The sequence below is a fragment of the Carboxylicivirga sediminis genome (assembly GCF_018156225.1).
Classification (GTDB): domain Bacteria; phylum Bacteroidota; class Bacteroidia; order Bacteroidales; family Marinilabiliaceae; genus Carboxylicivirga; species Carboxylicivirga sediminis.
Genome location: NZ_JAGTAR010000025.1, coordinates 80,365 through 98,315, shown reverse-complemented (window position 1 = coordinate 98,315; position 17,951 = coordinate 80,365). Strand labels below are relative to the sequence as shown.

The 17,951-nt window shown below is 43.0% G+C and carries 15 protein-coding genes; 6 read left to right on the top strand and 9 right to left on the bottom strand.

Annotated elements, in window-relative coordinates; all coding sequences use genetic code 11:
• The first annotated feature begins 286 nt into the window (after nucleotides 1-286).
• Nucleotides 287-844, top strand: a complete 558-nt coding sequence (locus tag KDU71_RS15655) for a hypothetical protein (RefSeq protein ID WP_212192036.1) — start codon at nucleotides 287-289, stop codon at nucleotides 842-844.
• 735 nt (nucleotides 845-1,579) lie between these two features.
• On the opposite strand, the gene KDU71_RS15650 is transcribed toward KDU71_RS15655, so the two are convergent.
• From KDU71_RS15650 to KDU71_RS15635, 4 genes are all read right to left on the bottom strand, one after another.
• Nucleotides 1,580-1,900, bottom strand: coding sequence for a hypothetical protein (locus KDU71_RS15650; protein ID WP_212192035.1), 321 nt, complete (start codon nucleotides 1,898-1,900; stop codon nucleotides 1,580-1,582).
• Nucleotides 1,901-2,138: 238 nt separating this feature from the next.
• Entirely contained in the window at nucleotides 2,139-2,600 is a 462-nt protein-coding gene (locus KDU71_RS15645; protein ID WP_212192034.1) for a hypothetical protein, read from the bottom strand.
• Nucleotides 2,601-2,705: 105 nt separating this feature from the next.
• Entirely contained in the window at nucleotides 2,706-4,886 is a 2,181-nt protein-coding gene (locus KDU71_RS15640) for a hypothetical protein (RefSeq protein ID WP_212192033.1), read from the bottom strand.
• 95 nt (nucleotides 4,887-4,981) lie between these two features.
• On the bottom strand, nucleotides 4,982-6,163 hold the full coding sequence (locus KDU71_RS15635) for an OmpA family protein (protein WP_212192032.1): 1,182 nt from the start codon (nucleotides 6,161-6,163) through the stop codon (nucleotides 4,982-4,984).
• A gap of 310 nt (nucleotides 6,164-6,473) precedes the next feature.
• Here KDU71_RS15635 and KDU71_RS15630 point away from each other — a divergent pair, with 310 nt between their 5' ends.
• The 5 genes from KDU71_RS15630 to KDU71_RS15610 all read left to right on the top strand — a co-directional run bounded on the left by KDU71_RS15630 (nucleotide 6,474) and on the right by KDU71_RS15610 (nucleotide 10,305).
• Complete coding sequence (locus KDU71_RS15630) at nucleotides 6,474-7,736, top strand: ATP-dependent 6-phosphofructokinase (protein ID WP_212192031.1); 1,263 nt, start codon at nucleotides 6,474-6,476, stop codon at nucleotides 7,734-7,736.
• A gap of 25 nt (nucleotides 7,737-7,761) precedes the next feature.
• Nucleotides 7,762-7,902, top strand: a complete 141-nt coding sequence (locus tag KDU71_RS15625) for a hypothetical protein (protein WP_212192030.1) — start codon at nucleotides 7,762-7,764, stop codon at nucleotides 7,900-7,902.
• A 435-nt stretch (nucleotides 7,903-8,337) separates the two neighbouring features.
• A complete protein-coding gene (locus KDU71_RS15620; protein ID WP_212192029.1) occupies nucleotides 8,338-8,748 on the top strand; it encodes an RNHCP domain-containing protein in 411 nt (136 codons plus the stop codon).
• On the top strand, nucleotides 8,735-9,760 hold the full coding sequence (rsgA, locus tag KDU71_RS15615; protein WP_212192028.1) for a ribosome small subunit-dependent GTPase A: 1,026 nt from the start codon (nucleotides 8,735-8,737) through the stop codon (nucleotides 9,758-9,760). Before KDU71_RS15620 ends, rsgA begins: the two co-directional genes overlap by 14 nt.
• Before the next feature lie 11 nt (nucleotides 9,761-9,771).
• Nucleotides 9,772-10,305 (top strand): GNAT family N-acetyltransferase, encoded by a 534-nt coding sequence (locus KDU71_RS15610; RefSeq protein ID WP_212192027.1) that lies wholly within the window; start codon nucleotides 9,772-9,774, stop codon nucleotides 10,303-10,305.
• A 166-nt stretch (nucleotides 10,306-10,471) separates the two neighbouring features.
• Here KDU71_RS15610 and KDU71_RS15605 read toward each other — a convergent pair whose 3' ends face one another.
• The 5 genes from KDU71_RS15605 to KDU71_RS15585 all read right to left on the bottom strand — a co-directional run bounded on the left by KDU71_RS15605 (nucleotide 10,472) and on the right by KDU71_RS15585 (nucleotide 17,928).
• Nucleotides 10,472-11,767: an amidohydrolase gene (locus KDU71_RS15605; protein WP_212192026.1), complete on the bottom strand. Its 1,296-nt coding sequence runs from the start codon at nucleotides 11,765-11,767 to the stop codon at nucleotides 10,472-10,474.
• A gap of 613 nt (nucleotides 11,768-12,380) precedes the next feature.
• Nucleotides 12,381-13,442 carry an AbiH family protein gene (locus KDU71_RS15600; protein ID WP_212192025.1) on the bottom strand — a complete coding sequence of 354 codons (1,062 nt, stop codon included), beginning with the start codon at nucleotides 13,440-13,442 and terminating at the stop codon, nucleotides 12,381-12,383.
• Nucleotides 13,443-13,957: 515 nt separating this feature from the next.
• Entirely contained in the window at nucleotides 13,958-14,833 is an 876-nt protein-coding gene (locus KDU71_RS15595; protein WP_262898268.1) for an extracellular catalytic domain type 1 short-chain-length polyhydroxyalkanoate depolymerase, read from the bottom strand.
• A 319-nt stretch (nucleotides 14,834-15,152) separates the two neighbouring features.
• Entirely contained in the window at nucleotides 15,153-16,943 is a 1,791-nt protein-coding gene (locus KDU71_RS15590) for a GDSL-type esterase/lipase family protein (RefSeq protein WP_212192023.1), read from the bottom strand.
• 10 nt (nucleotides 16,944-16,953) lie between these two features.
• Nucleotides 16,954-17,928 carry a T9SS type A sorting domain-containing protein gene (locus tag KDU71_RS15585; protein WP_212192022.1) on the bottom strand — a complete coding sequence of 325 codons (975 nt, stop codon included), beginning with the start codon at nucleotides 17,926-17,928 and terminating at the stop codon, nucleotides 16,954-16,956.
• Nucleotides 17,929-17,951 lie beyond the last annotated feature (23 nt).

The following is a 17,951-nucleotide window of genomic DNA, read 5'->3' as shown; positions in this document are numbered from 1 at the left end:
GTCAGGGGGGCAGTTTTTCCGATTAGTGCCTGCTAAATTAGAATTTATTTTGGGATGCACATACTTATGTTGATAAAAGATGGGGTGGAGTTGATAAGTAGTCAGTAGTCAGTAGTCAGTAGTTAGAAGAGAGGCAGAAGGCAGAAGGCAGAAGGCAGAAGATGGGAGACTGGTGACAAAGTTACAGGTTTCGGGTTGGGGGTTGCTGGTTTTGGGTGTTTTATTGGTAGAAGAGAAGAGAAAAGAGTGAAGAGTGAAGTGAAAAGTGAAAAGTTAAAAGTTGGTAGTGAGTAGTGGGGGGTGGGAGGTGAGGCGGATTGACATCAGGCTATTACAATTCATAACTTTGCTGGAAAACAGGCAGATGTTTTTTGAGCAGCGCCCATATCATCGCATCGTTGCATTCTTGTGTATTGCTATCCATCTGATTGGTTGCTCTGGCAATAGGTGGGTAACCAGCTACAATAAAAGTGTAGAATTAGAAGGTGACTATACGGTTTTTATCAACCAAAACTACCGGAACTATTACCACCAGCTATATGGTGCCGTTACTTCGGATAGTGCACTGTTGGGTTACATTATTCCCGATGAAGAAATAAATACGGTGCCTCGTCAGTTGGATTACTATGTGGTGTATTGCGATATGCAATTAGCGGATGCGGCAGCTGACTCATTAAGTGTTGCTATCTCGTTTGATGCCATCATTAAGGTGAGGCAATTTGAGTATAATAAAAATGTTAAGTATGCGCGTACGGCTGTATTGGTTGCCTTACCATTTGTATTAGCCATTATCATTTACCACGAGTACCAGTCAATGAACTTAGATGTTGGGTGGTCGGGTTAAACCCGCAATATGCATTAGAAAATCTATTACGCATTTAAACTGCTTCAAAACAAAACACTTCGTAGCTTTACCTCAACTCACCAGAACGATGCTATGCCTCGTTTCAGTAAAGCCTTGTTTTATTGCATTTTTAACGCTCATGACGAAGTTCTAATACATAATCCGGGTTAAAGGAGGTTGATTTCTCAGGCAGCGTGGGCACGCTACCCAATTACCCTGGGCAAGGCGCCCAAACAGCCTTATAGACCCGGTCATCACATCACTCATCTCTATTGGTCTTGTGTCTCGTATTTTACGTCGTATTTCGGGTTGCTGGTTGAGGGTATTGATCAGAGACATCGGTTTCCTGACCAGGGTTATAATGCTTCCGACTTAGGTCAGGGGCTTTCCGACCAGGGTTGTAAGGCTTCCGACTTAGGTCAGCGACTTTCTGACCTGGGTCAGATTGAAAAATACCTGGGTCAGCAGCTTCCTGACCAGGGTCATAAGGCTTCCGACCTAGGTCAGCGGCTTTCTGACCAAGGTCAGATTTAAAAATACCTGGGTCAGAATCATTCTGACCGAAGACATTTGCTTGCTGACCATGGGGATAATAACTCTGACCTGTTTTTTTGTGGGGTGGTAGCCGTTTGTGCAGAAGGGGTAACCGTGGAAACACCCGGTTAATATGGCGGATCTGCAATTGCAGAGGGGGTAAGCACCACCAGGCAGGTGCTTTAAATTTTGAATACTTACTTAGTTGCGAAACTTGCGCATGCGTTTTACAATTTCGCTATCCTTGCCCAATATGCCCGATATAGCATCACCCAGGTTGGAGGCTGCTTTATAGGCTTTTTCCAGTTCGTTTTGTGACAGGAGCGTGGCTTCCTTGGCTTGGGCAAGCGCCTGTTGTTGCGCTATTTCTGCAGTACTGCAGCTGCTTTTTAAAGCTACCAGCTCCGTTAGTTTATTTTCAGGGTTAAATCCCAGTTCGTTTAAATTGCTTTGTTCATCGTTTATTAGTTCAATCATTTGGTTGATAAAGTCGCGTTTTTTTGCTTCTGTTAATGATCCCATAAAATTTAGTTTTAAAGTTTATAATTAGTGCCTGGTTATCTATTAATTGCAGAAATGCGAAAACGTAACATCTTTTTGACCCCTTATTTTAATTTTCCTTGACCAACGGCCTTATTATGTTGATTAACACTGTTAAAAGAGTGATGAAAAATCGAACTTAAATTATCATAAGATATTGATGTAGTGCATTGGCTTGCTGATGGCTTTTTGATAGTTGCCAATACATGATTGGGGCCACTTAATAAACTTCTTCCTCTTCCTCGTCGTCTCCCATGTTAAGCAGTGCGTCCAGCTCGTTGTATTCAGCCAGTAACCTGGGGCTGCTTGATACCTTTTTGATGAAAGCCGGATCGGCCATCAGCTTCATGAGGTCCTGGTACAGGGGTTTGCTCATTGTTTTTTCGATAAACAGGGCGTCTTCTTCCTCTGTTGGTTCGGGCAGCGCGTCGAGTTTAGGAAATAGTGTTGCTGATTGTTTTATCAGCCTGGCTTTTATCACCGCTACTTCTTTAAGGGCGGCTGCTTCAGGTTTGGTATTCATAATCTGAAAAGCCTTCAAAATTTCGGCGTTAAAGGCGTCACATTCTTTTTCCAGTGCAGGCGGAAGTTGCGCAAAGGCATTCAGGCAAATCAGGGAAAACAGGATGGTGAACAGGCTCACGAGCTGTTTGAAAGTGGAGGTGTTAGTGTTCTTTCTCATGTCGGTAGTATTAAAGTGTATGATAGAAGTTAATTCAGCATGAAATGGCATGCCGCTATGTTCATTTTTAAATCATTCGTTTTTCTTTGGTGTTTTAAAGCATAACTATTCTCCTTTTATATTAATGTACCAGTAGCAATTATGCGCCGGGTGTGTTTCGTACGGTATGTCTTGTGGTGCGGTACTATCTTGGTTTTGTTCCTCACGGATTCTTATCCATGTTTCACCCCTGCGGCAATAGCGCGTTTTCAGCAGGCTTATTTTATCATTGTGTTGTATCTCGGTGTCTGATTCATAGCGTATGGCACAATCTTTAACGCCCAACACCCAGTAATCAGCATCGGGTTCATGGCTTCCGGTATTGTTGTAATGGTGTTTTATGCCCAATCCGTGTCCCACTTCATGAATTACGGTAGAGGTCAGCAGTTCAGAAAAAAGCCGTTGTTTCCTTGACTGGTCAGTGATGCCGCTCAAGGCATTCAGAATACCCTGCTGGGTTATTTTCACCATGTAGATGCATTTTAATGGGGCAGCACCCGGATAATCAGGGCCACAGCTGCTTTTCATCGGACTTTCGCCGGCACTTACGGGGGTGTTGCCTCCAACCGGCCAGTAACGCACCCACATGGCATATTGTTTCTGATTCGAGTAGGAGTCACTGGTTCGGTAATTCACCCATCTGTTCAGGTCATCTTCCACATTGCCGGTGTACTTCATCAAGGTATTATCGATGTAATGCCAGTTTAAATTGGCCGGGTTATAGGGCGCATAATGCTCTCTGAACAGGCCGTCCTGGTCATACACGAAAACATCTTTGTACATCGGGTCTGTTCGTACATGCTTTCCCTTCACCTGCTCGTGCCTGCCATCTTTAAATAAATGGCCCTGCTCAAAAAAGCCGCGATACTCTTCATAATTGCTATAGCCGTCACCATTGTTTTTTTGATGCTCGGGGTAGGGATCAAAATCCCAGCTGGCAGATAAGTTTCTGTCAAATATCCCCACGTCCTTCTCCCATTTATCGGCTATGTGGTTTTCATTCTCATCATAGGGCAGGTGCAATGTCCGGCCATTCTGTTCCTTCACCCTGGCATCATACCATTCGTCGCCTGCTTTTATTCGGGCTTTAATAGTGGCATAAGCGCCAAAATCAAGCGAACTGATAACGATTATTGCTTCTTTTTGATCAGAGGATTCTGTTTGACTGACAGCGATAATCTGCCTGTCACGTTTCTCAATAGTATAGTTGACTGCTTGCCTATCGTCCACTATGTCCATGTCAGGGTCGGTGTTGTCATCTGCACTATTGAGGCAGGTGCCTGGTTCGGCCGATATATCGGAGAGGGTAAATTCTATTTCAGATGGCTGGATATTGTCCCATGATAATTTTACTTCCACCGTATTATCATCTTCCGGCAGCCAGTCTTTATCCATTATCTCCACATATATTTCCGGCATTTTCATGCCCGATGGATAAAGCTTCCATCTTTTTGTCAGGTTTGGCCCGCTGTATGACCCACTCAGGGTTGTGCCGTTTTGGGGGAGCGGGTAGTCTTTGGGTTCATCAAAGTCGGGCATCAGGTTTGACGCAAACACCGTGACGGGCATTACACTTTCGGCCTCTTCCAGTGGTCCGCTGTAGGTAGCCCATTCTTCTGCTTTTTCGCCAAGTGGCACAAATATCTCGCGCAGTCCGGCAGGCAGCTGCGACAAGGCAGAGTAATCTGTTGGTAAGCCTTCTACGGTGCGTGTAAGGGTTGATTGGCTGTTGGCAGGATGGCCATTAAAACCTACACCATAGGAGTTGGTGCTGATATCAATGGATAAATAGCCTCCCCAGAATTCGCCATACTCATTAAGTGCCGGATTGCCAATTTGCCCGCTGCCCCGGGTTTCCGTTTTCTCCGTAATAACGATTCGTCCATCGGAGCTTTCACTAATCATTTTTACGACCTTAACTTCGTGCATGGAACCGCTGCCATAGCCATACCATTCGCCAAAAGAATAGCCATCTGTATCCACCGATTCATTTAATACATAATGCCCGCTTATGGTGGTGTTTACCTCCAGGGTATAGGTCACTTCGGGAGTTGATGCCCATTGCTTACTGGAGCGGTAGCTTTCTTCATATTCAGCACTCCAGCTTTTAACGCTTAACCAGTTTGTTGGGCTGTTTGGTGTATGCTGGGCATCACCATCGTTTGTGTAACCGATTTTATAGGCGGTGGCAGTGCATAATACCAGGGCGCTTAAACTAATCTGTTTAATACAATGAAGGACGTTCATATTAAAGGGGTTTGTCAACAGGCCATAATGCGCATAAAACGGATGCCTATCGCCAGGGCCACCACCCTGGCGATGGACTCATTGGTGTTCTGGCTTCATATTTTTATAAATTCCACTCTGCGGTTGTTGGCTTTTCCTTCAGGGGTGTTGTTGGTATCAATGGGTTGGCTTTCGCCTAATCCGCTTGTGCTAAGCCGGTCGGCAGCAATGCCTTTCTCAACAAGTACATCTTTAACCGCAGCCGCTCGTTCTTCCGACAGTTTCTGGTTGCTCGCCTCATTGCCATCACTGTCCGTATGGCCTTCAACGCTAAAACTCAGGTTGGCGTGCTCGCTCATCAGCTTATAGATCTGATTAATGACACCCATTGATTCGGGGCGGAGCGTGGCTTTGCCCACATCGAAACGGATGCCGTTGGTGATGAATTTGCCATCGGTCATCACCCGGTCGTACAGGTTCATGCTGCCTTTGGCAATGCGTATGTTCTTAATAAGGGCAGCGTTTCCTTCATGGCATTGAGACGCCAAAATTGAAAAACCTGATGGATTGCCTCCCAGGTTGGGAATGTTGGCGATGCGTTCTTCACCAAAATAAATTTTTAGTGAGCGTATATTAAATGAGATGGCTATGTGCTGCCAGTAGGGGTAGTTTTTGTTTTCATCAAAGGTGGTTTTCCCTTTATTGTAAATGAAAATATCTTTGGGGCTGATGATGATGCGTGGCAGGTCCGGATTCTTTTGTTGGTTAACCACATCGTATAGCTTAATTTCAAATTTTGTACAGAACTCGGTGAAGTAGGCATCAAACTCAATGGTGAATTTCTCAGGCAGGTAATCGCCTTTTTCCTTCATCAGCGGCACTATTTCGGAGTTTTTAGTAGACGGAAAATTGATGACGCTCTCACCGTTCAGTTCGGCTATTTCCACATTGCCGGTTTTTAAATCCCATTTAGAAGGGAACTCCCCGTTTTGTTCGTTTGCTAACAGGTCTTCGAATATCACCGTGTCACCGGGTACAAAATCGTATTTGGTCCATAGCTCCTGGCTGACTCCTGTGTTGGATGTTGCCTTGGCTGCTGTTTCATTTCCCGTGTTGTCATTCGTTTGCGACTGCTCATCTGATTTGTTAAAAGCATCATCTATTGTTTTATTGACTTGTTTTTCGGCCTCTTTGCTTGATGTCTCTTTTAGTTTGTTGCCCATTTTTTTCAGAGATTGTGATTCAGCTGGGATGACCATCAGAAGTATGATGCCCAAAATAAAAATAATACGTTTCATATTAGTTTATTTTAAAAGTTGATGATTAGCGATTGAAGTGGGAATAGCCCAATATACAACAGAAGAGCTGCTTTGTAAAGGGGAAGCAGTACTGAGCTGAAAGGTGATATGGCAGCTGGCTGGAAGCGTCAACGGATTATACCCTACTAACACCTAAAGTCCTGTGCACTGTCTGGTTATTACATCACCGTTTAAGCTGATTGGTACAATAATTTCAGCAGTGTTGTTGGCTGAGAACTAAATCGGTCACCAGTCTGTTATTTTTTTCATGGTATTATAGTTAAATTTCGACATTATTAAATCGATACATATGCAAGTGACCACCTTGGGGGAAGCCCTTTATCCATCACCGCTCAGGTATTTTGTTAGCGATAGTCTGCGTTTGGCCGAGCGCATTATTCAGCGGCCCGATGAAAAGATGACGGATAATATAGCGTTTGAACTGGCCGGACCGCGCGAGAAATTGTTCTTTGATGCCAAAACCACCCGGGCTGGTATTGTTACCTGTGGTGGACTAAGCCCCGGCTTGAATGACGTTATACGATCGCTATTTCTCGAATTGCATCATGCCTATGGTGTGTCGCAGGTGTATGGCTTTCAGGGTGGTTACCGGGGCCTGGATCCGCATTTGGGTAAGGAGCCCCTGCTGCTGACCCCCGAATTGGTGGACGATGTGCATAAAAAAGGCGGTACCTTTCTGGGTACTTCACGTGGCCCGGTTGATACAGCGGTGGCCGTTCAAAACCTGATTGATAAACAAATAAATATCCTGTTTGTGGTGGGAGGCGATGGTACCCAGCGTGGCGGCTATGAACTGTACAAAGAAGCCAAACGACAAAACTACCCGCTGGCGGTGGTGGGTGTGCCCAAAACCATTGATAACGATATCCCTTTTGTGTCGCAAACATTCGGTTACCTAACGGCCATTGAGGAAGCTGCCAAAGCCCTGGATCGGGCGCATGTGGAAGCACGCTGTGTCAATAACGGCATATCGCTGGTGAAGTTAATGGGCCGGAATGCCGGTTTTATAGCAGCCGGTGCCACACTGGCCAGTCAGGAAGTGAACTTTATATTGGTGCCTGAGGTGCCCTTTAAGCTGGAAGGACCCAATGGGTTTTTAGCCGCCCTGAAAAAACGTATCCTGGACAGGGGACATGCACTGGTAGTTGTGGCGGAGGGAGCCGGCCAGGAGCTGCTGCAGAATAACACGCAACTCAAAGATGCCTCTGGTAACATCCTGCTCAATGATATTGGGCAATACCTGAGCACACGTATAAAGACATTTTTTGAAGATGAAGATATACCGGTTCATTTGAGGTATATGGACCCCAGTTACCTGATACGCAGTACACGGGCCAATGCAGTGGATTCGGTGCTGTGCGACCTGTTTGCGCGCAATGCTGTGCATGCTGCCATGGCCGGTAAAACAGGCCTGATAATTGGTAAGTTGCACGATAAATATATTCATGTGCCAAGCGAACTGCTGGCCAGCCGCAAGCGAGTGATGGAAACAGACGGTATGCTTTGGCAGGGGGTATTGGCGTCCACCGGGCAGCCAGCCAGCTTTTATTAGGCTGCGTGCAATAGCCAATAAGCTAATGGATATCGTATGCTGGCGCGAGTTTGTAACTCGTGCCATTTACTATTCTGCCGTGGAACGTAAATTAAACAGCACCAATTACAAATTGGCGCTGGCGGTGAATTTTTTTTTAAAAGAAGGTGCATCATTTGATGGATAGCTTCTTTGTTAAGATGGTAATACACGGTATGGATGCATAATAGATTTTTTGATTTCGGCAATTGAGAAGGATATAAATATAATAAGGTGGTACTAAATATTTAGACCACCAAAGAAGGGTATGGTGTTTAGCTGAAGAAGGTACTGAGAAAAAGACAAATGTAACTACCTCCAACTTAAATGAGAAGAAATCAAATATAATGAAGAAAGATTTTGATTTTTAATTATGAAAGTTTAGTTTTGCATCCCTAAAACTATTTGATGTTTAAGAATATTCTGGTGCGTGTTAAGTAAATAATCATTGTCCTGTGTGACTTTGATTATGCCATTTGTACTCAAGCAATTTCTTGCTTGTGTTATTTCTATATAAGTATTTCAAGTATTTATGTTGGTAAATTGCTGTACTCAAATAGCAATTAGACTTAACGCTATTGCAATGTCACGTAATAAAATAATTCATGATAATCCTATGGAGTCATTTATCTGTGCCTCTTGTGGAAAAGCTGTTCCTCCTGTAGAGTTTGGAGGAAAACAACGAAACCATTGTCCGCACTGCCTTTGCAGTATTCATGTGGACATAACACCCGGCGACCGGCGAGCGAGTTGCAGAGGGATAATGAAACCAATTAGCATATACGTTCAACAAAATAAAGAATGGTCGATCATTCATCGATGCACTAAGTGTCATACCATCAAGTTAAACCGGATTGCAGCTGATGATAATGAGTTGCTATTGTTGACTATGGCTGCAGAACCATTGATGTCATTACCATTCCCATCAAAAACAATGATTTCAACCTTACATAAATTGAGTTTGGAGAAAGGAGGAGAAGATGTATTTAAGTAATTTGATTGGACGCATTGTTGAAAAACAATACAATACCTACAAGGTGCAAACAGAAACAGGTGTCGAAAAAGCGCATCTGAAGGGGAAGATTTTTCAAACGATAAAAAATAAGAGTGAATTTCCGTGTGTAGGTGATTGGGTGGAGCTGAACGAATGTGATGGAACTTTGCAAATTACCAGGGTATTGGAACGAAGGACGCAGATAAGCAGACAAACGGCTGGTAATGTAACCGAAGAACAGGTTATTGCGGCTAATATTGATTACGTTGCGATTGTTTTGGGATTAGACGGAGGACGTAACTACTCCGACAGGTTATTGGAACGATTAACAACTGTTGCCTGGAATAGTGGTGCTACGCCTTTAGTTATTTTAAACAAAGCCGACCTTAATGATGAAGCTGAGTATGTAAAGTTCCAGGCCGAAACCATTGCACCAGGCGTTGATATTATAGTGACCAGTGTGGAAGATGGAACCGGCATTAACGCACTTACAAACTATTTGTCTAAAGGGAAAGTTGCTGTTTTTATTGGTCCCTCGGGTGTAGGAAAATCTACGTTAACCAACGCCTTGCTGAAAAAGGATGTGCAAAAAACCAATGAGATAAGGCGAAAAGATAAACGAGGACGACACACAACTTCTACTTCGTTTATGTTCGAATTGGAAAGCGGCGCTTATATTATTGATTCGCCGGGTTTACGCGAAGTCCAGGCCTGGGCTGAGGAGCAAAACCTTGATGATACCTTTAGTGAAATTGCTGAGTTGTCACAATATTGCCGATTTAGTGATTGCAAGCATGAAGGAGAGCCAGGTTGCGCCATTCAGGCGGAACTGGAAAGAGGCTATATTAGTCCGGAACGCTATGACAGCTACCTGCATTTAAAGAAAGAGCTGGCTTTCTTAAACCGTCGCAAAGCGGAGAAAAACAATAATGTTGAAAGACAATATGATAAACAATTTAGTAAAATGGTTAAACGTGAAATGAGTAAAAAACTAGAATTGAAGAAATATTAAAATAACGAGCGATGACTTTTACAATTGATAAAAAACAAGATATTAAGCAATTACATTTAAATGCTTTTGGAGACAAAGAAGGACCTTTGATTCGCGACTTGGTTGGTGATATGTTGGAAGAACAGGAAACCATTTCGATTAATATAGAGAAAGGCGATAAGTTAGTTGGGAATGTTCTTTTCACACCTTTTAATTTGACTGAACATCCTGATAAGAAGTGTTACCTACTGGCACCAATAGGCATTCTACCGGAATACCATGGACAGGGCTTGGGCAAAGCGCTAATAGAAAAAGGAGTCAGACATTTAATAGCACTTAATGTTGATGCTATTTTTGTATTGGGCTACCCAAAATATTATGGAAGGAGAGGTTTTTATCCAACGTATGTGGCTTTACCTTATCAAACGGAAGTAATGCGTATTGATGCCTGGAAAATGAGAGAGCTAAAACCAGGTTCGATGGCTGAAGTTGGCGGCACATCAGTAGCTTGTGATGCTATTATGAAACCATTGTATTGGGATATTAATTATGAACCTGGAAACTAAAGATTATGAAATAGTTTTACTGATATTTTTAATGGATACATAAAAGGTATCTATTGGAATACAAAAATTGAAACCCAGTTGGTTCAAAGAACCGACTGGGTTTTTTAATGGGTGCCTAAGTTTTACGTTTTCCGTGTGACATAAATGCTACTTTGTGGGTTCTCTTCTACTTTTGGCTACTCAATTCAGCCAAAATACGAGCCGTCTTCCACATCACCTCTTCCCTAATATCGAAGTGAGGCTGGTGGTGAGTGCCTGCATTGTTTGAGGCGCCAATGCCCATAAACACTGCTTGTCCGCCCGATTGTTGAACATGGTTCATCAGGGTGCAGAAATCTTCACTATAGGTGTTGTGCAATTCTGCTTCTATGCAATTGGCAAATAAGCTTGCGGACGTAACGGTTTGTTTCACCTTTTTAGCCAACTCTTTTGAACTGGCTGCACTTTCTGCTTCCCCAACCAGGCTCACCTTGCAGCTGCAAGCATACTTCCTGGTAATTTCTTCGATGGTTCTGATGGCCGCATTGTATAGTTTATCACGGGTGAGTGTATCACCAGCCCTGGTTTCTATCTTTAAAATGGCTTCAGGGCAGATAATATTACGTGCCGTACCTGCCTGCATCTGGCCAATATTCAAACGTATGTGCGAGGGGAATTCGGCTTTTAGCTGTTCCAGGCTTAAAATGATTTCTGCCGCGGGGAGCATGGCGTTAATACCTTTTTCAGGAGCCAATGCTGCGTGAGAGGCCTTGCCGGTTATTTTCACATCGAACTTTTTACTGGCCAGCTGGCCATACGTTCCGCAAATAAATTCCTGTGGGTCTCTGTTGGCCCACACATGACATCCGTAGGCTTCATCCACTTGGCTGAAAAGCGGATGTTTTACCACAGCTGCCATGCCACCCAATCCTTCTTCGGCAGGTTGAAACAGGATAATGATTTTTCCCTGAAGCAGTTCTTTGTGTTCCGAAATGTATTTTGCTAATCCCAGGCCTATGGCAGTATGCGCATCGTGTCCGCAGGCATGCATAAAACCAGCATGAGTAGATGCAAATTGCTTTATAGAAGGTCGATGTTCTGTTGACTGACTTTCAGTGATGGGGAGGGCATCCATATCCACCCGAAATACCTTTACCGGTCCATCACCATGCTCCATCACTCCCGCAACAGCAGTGTACCCACCCTCTGTTTTTGCCAGTAACTCCTTATCCAGGTCGTGTCTTTCCATGGCTTGCTTATAGAAGCTATCCAGACTCTCCTGAGCTGGCAGGTTCATGCGTTCTTCACCAATCAGATCTTTGCCCATGTGTATTTCGAAGCCCCATTTCTTCAGCAATTGAGCAACAAATGTAGCTGTTCCAAACTCGCACCAGGCGGGCTCAGGGTGTTTATGAACCAGGCGGCGCCACTGAATCATCTCTTCTTGTAAATCCTGAAAATACGAGGAAAGGCTACTCATCATCTGCAATTATTTTGTGCAAAGATAAAGAGAAAACACAGGAAGCTCTTTTGCGTGGGGGATTATTTGTGGATTGCTATGTTTGTGGGAATGGGGTCCAGCTCTTGCACTGTAGTTTGTTGCTCGCAATTGTGCAGAAAAATAGCTTCATCATACTTTTAAACCAAAGCACTGACTGTTAAGTGGCGGCGATGGGATGTTGATATAGATGGTTAGGTGAAGAAGGTCAGTATTAATTGGGATTGTGCTCGGGGTGATGTCATACTTACTCAAGCGGCAGCAGCATAAAGTGGAGATGGAGTATTCAGACCGATTAAAAATGTAAAAAACATTGAAACGCCTATATGATATGCAATCCCGCCGGGATTGTTATTGATAGGGTAGGCTTATTATTTCTATAAATATTCAACTTCTCCGAAGTTGTTTTTATTATCTCCAGCGGAGATAAATATTTGTAGATAAGTGTAATGTAAATAACCAATCAACCTCAGCGAGGTTGAATATATATTTAATCGGTTATTAATGATTATTTTAGTAGTTGGTTGTGGTCCAGTTAATTCCTGATTATGACCCATAGGAAATAAAAGGCTAGCAGGATTCTGTTAGCCTTTTTTATTTAATTGGGGTTTGTTGCTTTTTCTAGTTCGGAAATAGGTTGTGGCATAGGAACACAGTTTTTGAAATTAACTACCTTTTTCCGAAATACTTTGGGATTAGTGAAGTGTCTAGCGATATTAAAAATTTTGGTAGTGAAGTCATTTTCAATTACTCCTTTGACTTCCCATTCATGATAGAATATCTTTATCCTTCTGCAATGGTCATGCTTGAAAATTGTATTTAAAAGAGTTCTGTCAGAAAGCCCACATGAATGCCCATAAATGTGAACTTCAAAGCTTCTACTCTCAATAAAGCCCATTAAGTGGTCGTAGTTTTGGTTTTGAAGATAGGCAAAAGACTTAATGAATCTGAGTGGTTCATTTTCCTCTTTTTTTTCGAGTTCTTGATAATCTGTGTTTAGTTCATCTCCATAACCAAAAATTGGTTGTCCATGCTTACCACAGAGAGAGCCATGTATGTAATTTAGAGAAATGGGATTGTTTCCCTCGCATTGATTTAAATACCAATCTAAGGTTGGAGTATAGTTAAAATTAAGAAAGTATAAAGCATCACTCATGTGAGGCTGGTTATTATTAATATTTAGACTTTTTGTAAAGGATTCGACTAATGTTAGTGAATGCGTATTTGTTTTGGAGTTCTCAGACAGGTATTTAATCAGGTGTTTTCTGAGGCACTCAAATTGGAGGTTAAGTTCTTTTGTATGAGAGATGTGCTTGAATCTAAAAAGTTGCTTAAAGTATAAAACTTCTAAATCAACCCATTTCTGGTTTTCGATATCTTGTAGGATGTTAATTAAAAAATTTGATTGTACTATATCTACATATTCATTACGGCTAATAAATTTCAATAGTTCAAGAACGTTTTCATTATCCGCGTCTTGGAGTCTTGGATATACACTCATGCTGTTAAGTCTTATAGAAATTAAATCATCTTCATAAGAATGCGAGCCATTAAAAGTGTTTATTGCATAAGATAAATAAGAAAGAATAAAATCTTTGAAGCTTGATTTAATGCCATGGGCTAAATCAAATCCATTGCCAATAATGATAAGTCTATTCATGTGTGCAGGTTTTTGTTTATTGTTTAAAGATACAATTTTGCCATGTTCATTTGATGGTTTGGAGTTAAACCAAGTGATTTAAGGTATATCATGGTAATGCTTAAGTCGGAGTGTCGGAGCTGGCGCATAATAACATAGGGGGCTTTGATAACCTGAAAGTAATCACAAACGCCGGTGTGTTCCCGTGAGTAAAGTGTTTTCTCTGGAGGAAATTAGAGCTCTACTAAATGTTTTTTTGTGAGCATCTGTGAAGTAATCCGATTTGGCTAATTTGTTCTCACTTGGCTTAAAGTTATGGCTGAATATATAATGAGATCCAGGCTGCCAATAAAAAAAGCTCCCGGCCGAATAATCAACCGGGAGCTTTTGTGCCCAGAACAGGACACGGAATATCTTTTTAATACGCTTAAAAACAGTATCTTGTAATTGTCAAAAAACAATGGGTCTCGTTAGGGTCTCACTAATATTATTTGACTATAATCAAAGGTAAAGAAAAGAATTCATTTAGCATTTCTTTAAAGCATTTTACTGAAGAAATAATTCCATATCTCAACACTTATATTCACATCCTTATTACCCCAAGCTCCAGGCCAGTCATGTCCACCATTGATGACCTTGTAATAAAGCACATCGTTTGAATGAGCCGGCTGATAATAATGCCTGCGAACAATACAACTGCCGTCATCAGCAGAGAGGTTGGGAAGCGTGTCTGTCTCAACCACTGAGCACTTATTGGTTGTTTGCCAATAGTTAATAGTGGCGTCAATACTTCTGTACGTACCCCATCCGTCAACATTACTTGTATCGCCCACAAAGCGGGTAACGTCATCTGCTGTGCCAAAGGTAGCAAATAGCGGTACTGGATGGTTTTGTGCCTGTTCAAAGAAAGTATCCAGCATCATGCCGGCAACAGGTGCCACAGCTTTAAACATGGTGGGTTTTTCACAAGCCATTTTGTAGCACATTTCGCCCCCGTTAGACATGCCAGTCAGAAAGGTGTTCTCTGGAGAGAGTTTATAACGCTTTTGGATAAGCTTAGTGAGTTGAACAATGAAATCGACATCATCGGTGTTAATATCTGCGTGAAACGTATATCCAACATTCCAGAAAGTATTGGAATCATTATCTGTTGTGCCTTGTGGATACAGCACAGCAAAACCGCTCTGGTCAGCAAGTTGATTGAAATGTGTGTAATGCATAATCTTTTCAGCGCTACTTGTAAATCCATGCAGCACCACCAGTAAAGGGCTGTCTTCTTGCAAATCAGTGGGTTGGTAGTAGATGAAACTTCTTAGTTGGCCCTGATGCGAAAAGGTGCCATAAACTGGTTTTGTGGATTGTTTACACCCAGAAAAAAATAATGGAAGAAGCAGTAATTGCAGGAGTTTCATAGGCATTAATAGCTAATATGAATCAATCGTTAAAATTTACTTAATATAAACCTTCAACCCATAACAGGGTTGTTTACTCACCCTATTTATAACCCCGCGCTTCGAACGGGGCTATTATTGTTAATGTCCTATGGATATTTTTTTATCCTGAAGGGATTTAATTTTAATAACCATGGGTGCAAGCCATGGTATATTAATGTATTACAAACAGAACCCCGGAGTGGGTTCAACTATTGATTCGCATAGCTAATTGATGAAAGAGCCATGCAGGTTAAAACCGACACCCAATAGGGTGCCGGTTAACCAAAATTCAAGCGAACTATTGTTTGACGAATTTTATTGGATGGCTTGCACCTTTAATTGTTATGAAGTATAAGCCTTTCGCCAGCTTTTCGATATTCACCTTATTGCCAAATCCACTTTGACATATTAACCCATTGGTATTATAAATGCTGTACTGTGGTGCCATAGTTCCTGGTGTTTTAATGGTTAGCACCGATGTGGCAGGATTGGGGTATATGCTGTATGTTTCTTCTTTTGATAGGCTATTACTAACAGAAGTACTCACCTTCAGCATGGTTGTATTTGCCACTTTTTGCATCTCGGCCTTATCAAAATAAATGGTGCCATCTACCCCTTCCAGAATCACATTTATTTGCCAGGTGTCTGCGGGTGCCGGATGGGTGGTTATACTTATTTGTTCCCAGCTACCAGCTGCTGTTACATCAACCTGGTCGAGGGAGATGATGTTTTGCCCCTGGCCTCTGAATTCATATTTTAAACGGCCAACACTACCTGCTGTTGCTTTCATCCACACTTTTATCTCAAAAACATCACCTGGCTGGGCATCGTTGGCATGCATCACACCGGATGGATTGGTGCAACTCAGGTACCTCTCCCCATCATATGCCCCGGCAGCATCTGTAATCAGTTCGGGGTATGACCAGGAGGCGAATGGACGCCAGCCATCGGCATAGCCCGTAACCACACTGCTCTCGAAGCTGCCATTGCCAACATCACTATTCTGGCCAAATGAGGATAGGGTACTTAATGTTGGAGGGGGTAAATCTAAGACATCGGCAATGTGTGTAGCCAGAATATTGGCAAAGCCGGCATGCTCATTAATAACGGCATGGTAATCGCTCCATAGCCATGGGAATTTGACAAATGAGATGTTGGTGTCGCCTCCCGCCATACGCGACTGAACAAACTCATCAACGTAGTCGGCCGGTTCATTGAAAGCCCAGCCATAGGAGTTAGCCATCACAATATGCGCATCAGGGTAATGGGTTCTGAGTGCAGACACAAACTGATTCCAGGAACTCATCATGAGCTCTTTGGACGCACCGGCATAATAATCGTTGGCTCCCAGGTTAATGACCACCACATCGGGCGTGAATTGCCAGTAATTATTCTGGAAATCCCATATATTGGAGGCTTTAGCACCTCCGGCAATGTGGATGCGGTTATATAAATCTTTCATATCAAGCTTTCGGGTTAAATCGGTAACTCCGTGCCCACCGGCCGAGAAGTTGGAGTACTCAGCATTAAGCATACGTGCCGTAAGGCCCGGATAGGTGAAGTAACTGCCTGAAAGGTTAGCATGTCCTTCATCACGCACATCCCAGGCCGACCAGCCTGAAGGATTGGAATCACCATAGAATTCAATTTTTAAGGGTGCCCTGGCGGGAGGTTCAAGCAAATTACCATCTGCTATTTCCAAGCCCAAAAAGGTAATCTGGGTGTCGTACTCATTGAGTTTAACCAGCTGCACCGTATGCTCCCCTGCTGAAAGGTTCTCAGCAATTGAATAGTTGACATTACGCCCACTTAATTCAATAATTTGGCGATTAAACGGATCCGCCTGCCCATCAACTATCACATACAAATAGCTGGTGCCTGATGAGGTAAAACGGGCTGAAAGGGCAGTGCCATTAAATTTAACAAGAATGGAACTGCTGGGAATACTAAAGGTGGGAGCACCTGGTTTGGAGAAGTCCATTCGCCCTGCATACTGAATAAGCGGGTTATCAGGTGAAATATTTGTTGTTTGCGCCAATAAGGGCATGAAGCCTAAGAGCAAACAAATCAGTATCTGGATTTTTTTCATAATAGTGTCTTTATCGGATGAGGATTTTAAGGTGCTTTTGGATACCGTCGCCACACACTGTCAAAAGGTAAACGCCCCCTTTGATGGCACCTAAATTAACCGTGGAGCTTTTATTGCCCTGGCCATTGAAAGAGGCAATGCTTTCACCGGTTAGCGACGTCACTTTAATGGCTTTTATCGGAAATGATGACTGAATGTCCAGCATTTCGTCAACAGGATTTGGATAAATGGTAACTTCTTCATCCCTGACCGATGAGATAGAGGTGGCAGCATCGCATGCACCAAACATGACAGCACTGAGTGTCACATCCTCTTCAGCCACTGCTACCTGGCGTTCGGGGGCCTCAGCAGTACCCATATTACAGTCGCCTGTAATGGATTCTTCACCATCCCAATAGTCCTGTGCACCGTTAACAAAGGTGTAGGGGTAGGTGGTGTTGCCATCCAGCTCGACAGAAGCCGACCAGATACCATTGCCATCATCACTCATAGCTGTCCAAATCCATGGGTTTTTGATCACCACTTGAACACCATCGCCTGAGACGGTTTCGTTACTCATATCCACCTTAAAAATGACTGTTACCTTTGGAATGGCCGTTGCACTGCAGCTACCATAGGCTACTGCATCCAGTACTGTGTTGCTTGCAGGTACCGTTAAGGTGCGCCAACCATTGGCATCGGCACATTCAGCAGGTACTGATTCAACCACATAATCATTCCATTCGTCGGGACCGGTTTGGTATGAATAGCTAAAGGTAATTGCGGTACCTTCGGCATAGGAAACGGTGTAGGAGTAGATACCATCCTGATTATCATCCGTCATGGTATAGTACTCATTCCAGTCAGCATCCATATACAACCAAACAGCACCTCCATTATAGAAATCTGTTCGGGAGCTAATGTCAACCTGAAACGTTACATCAACTTGAGCCTGCATGGCTGCAGCCCAAAAAATAGCTGAAATTAAAAGTAGAAAATGTTTCATGATAAAGGGTTTTAAGTGAAAAA

Bases quoted from the DNA above. Each gene is read 5' to 3' on its own strand.
- KDU71_RS15650 (WP_212192035.1), bottom strand. From the start codon at position 1,900: ATGGGATCATTAACAGAAGCAAAAAAACGCGACTTTATCAACCAAATG.
- KDU71_RS15645 (WP_212192034.1), bottom strand. From the start codon at position 2,600: ATGAGAAAGAACACTAACACCTCCACTTTCAAACAGCTCGTGAGCCTG.
- KDU71_RS15640 (WP_212192033.1), bottom strand. From the start codon at position 4,886: ATGAACGTCCTTCATTGTATTAAACAGATTAGTTTAAGCGCCCTGGTA.
- KDU71_RS15635 (WP_212192032.1), bottom strand. From the start codon at position 6,163: ATGAAACGTATTATTTTTATTTTGGGCATCATACTTCTGATGGTCATC.
- KDU71_RS15630 (WP_212192031.1), top strand. From the start codon at position 6,474: ATGCAAGTGACCACCTTGGGGGAAGCCCTTTATCCATCACCGCTCAGG.
- KDU71_RS15625 (WP_212192030.1), top strand. From the start codon at position 7,762: ATGGATATCGTATGCTGGCGCGAGTTTGTAACTCGTGCCATTTACTAT.
- KDU71_RS15620 (WP_212192029.1), top strand. From the start codon at position 8,338: ATGTCACGTAATAAAATAATTCATGATAATCCTATGGAGTCATTTATC.
- rsgA (WP_212192028.1), top strand. From the start codon at position 8,735: ATGTATTTAAGTAATTTGATTGGACGCATTGTTGAAAAACAATACAAT.
- KDU71_RS15610 (WP_212192027.1), top strand. From the start codon at position 9,772: ATGACTTTTACAATTGATAAAAAACAAGATATTAAGCAATTACATTTA.
- KDU71_RS15605 (WP_212192026.1), bottom strand. From the start codon at position 11,767: ATGATGAGTAGCCTTTCCTCGTATTTTCAGGATTTACAAGAAGAGATG.
- KDU71_RS15600 (WP_212192025.1), bottom strand. From the start codon at position 13,442: ATGAATAGACTTATCATTATTGGCAATGGATTTGATTTAGCCCATGGC.
- KDU71_RS15595 (WP_262898268.1), bottom strand. From the start codon at position 14,833: ATGAAACTCCTGCAATTACTGCTTCTTCCATTATTTTTTTCTGGGTGT.
- KDU71_RS15590 (WP_212192023.1), bottom strand. From the start codon at position 16,943: ATGAAAAAAATCCAGATACTGATTTGTTTGCTCTTAGGCTTCATGCCC.
- KDU71_RS15585 (WP_212192022.1), bottom strand. From the start codon at position 17,928: ATGAAACATTTTCTACTTTTAATTTCAGCTATTTTTTGGGCTGCAGCC.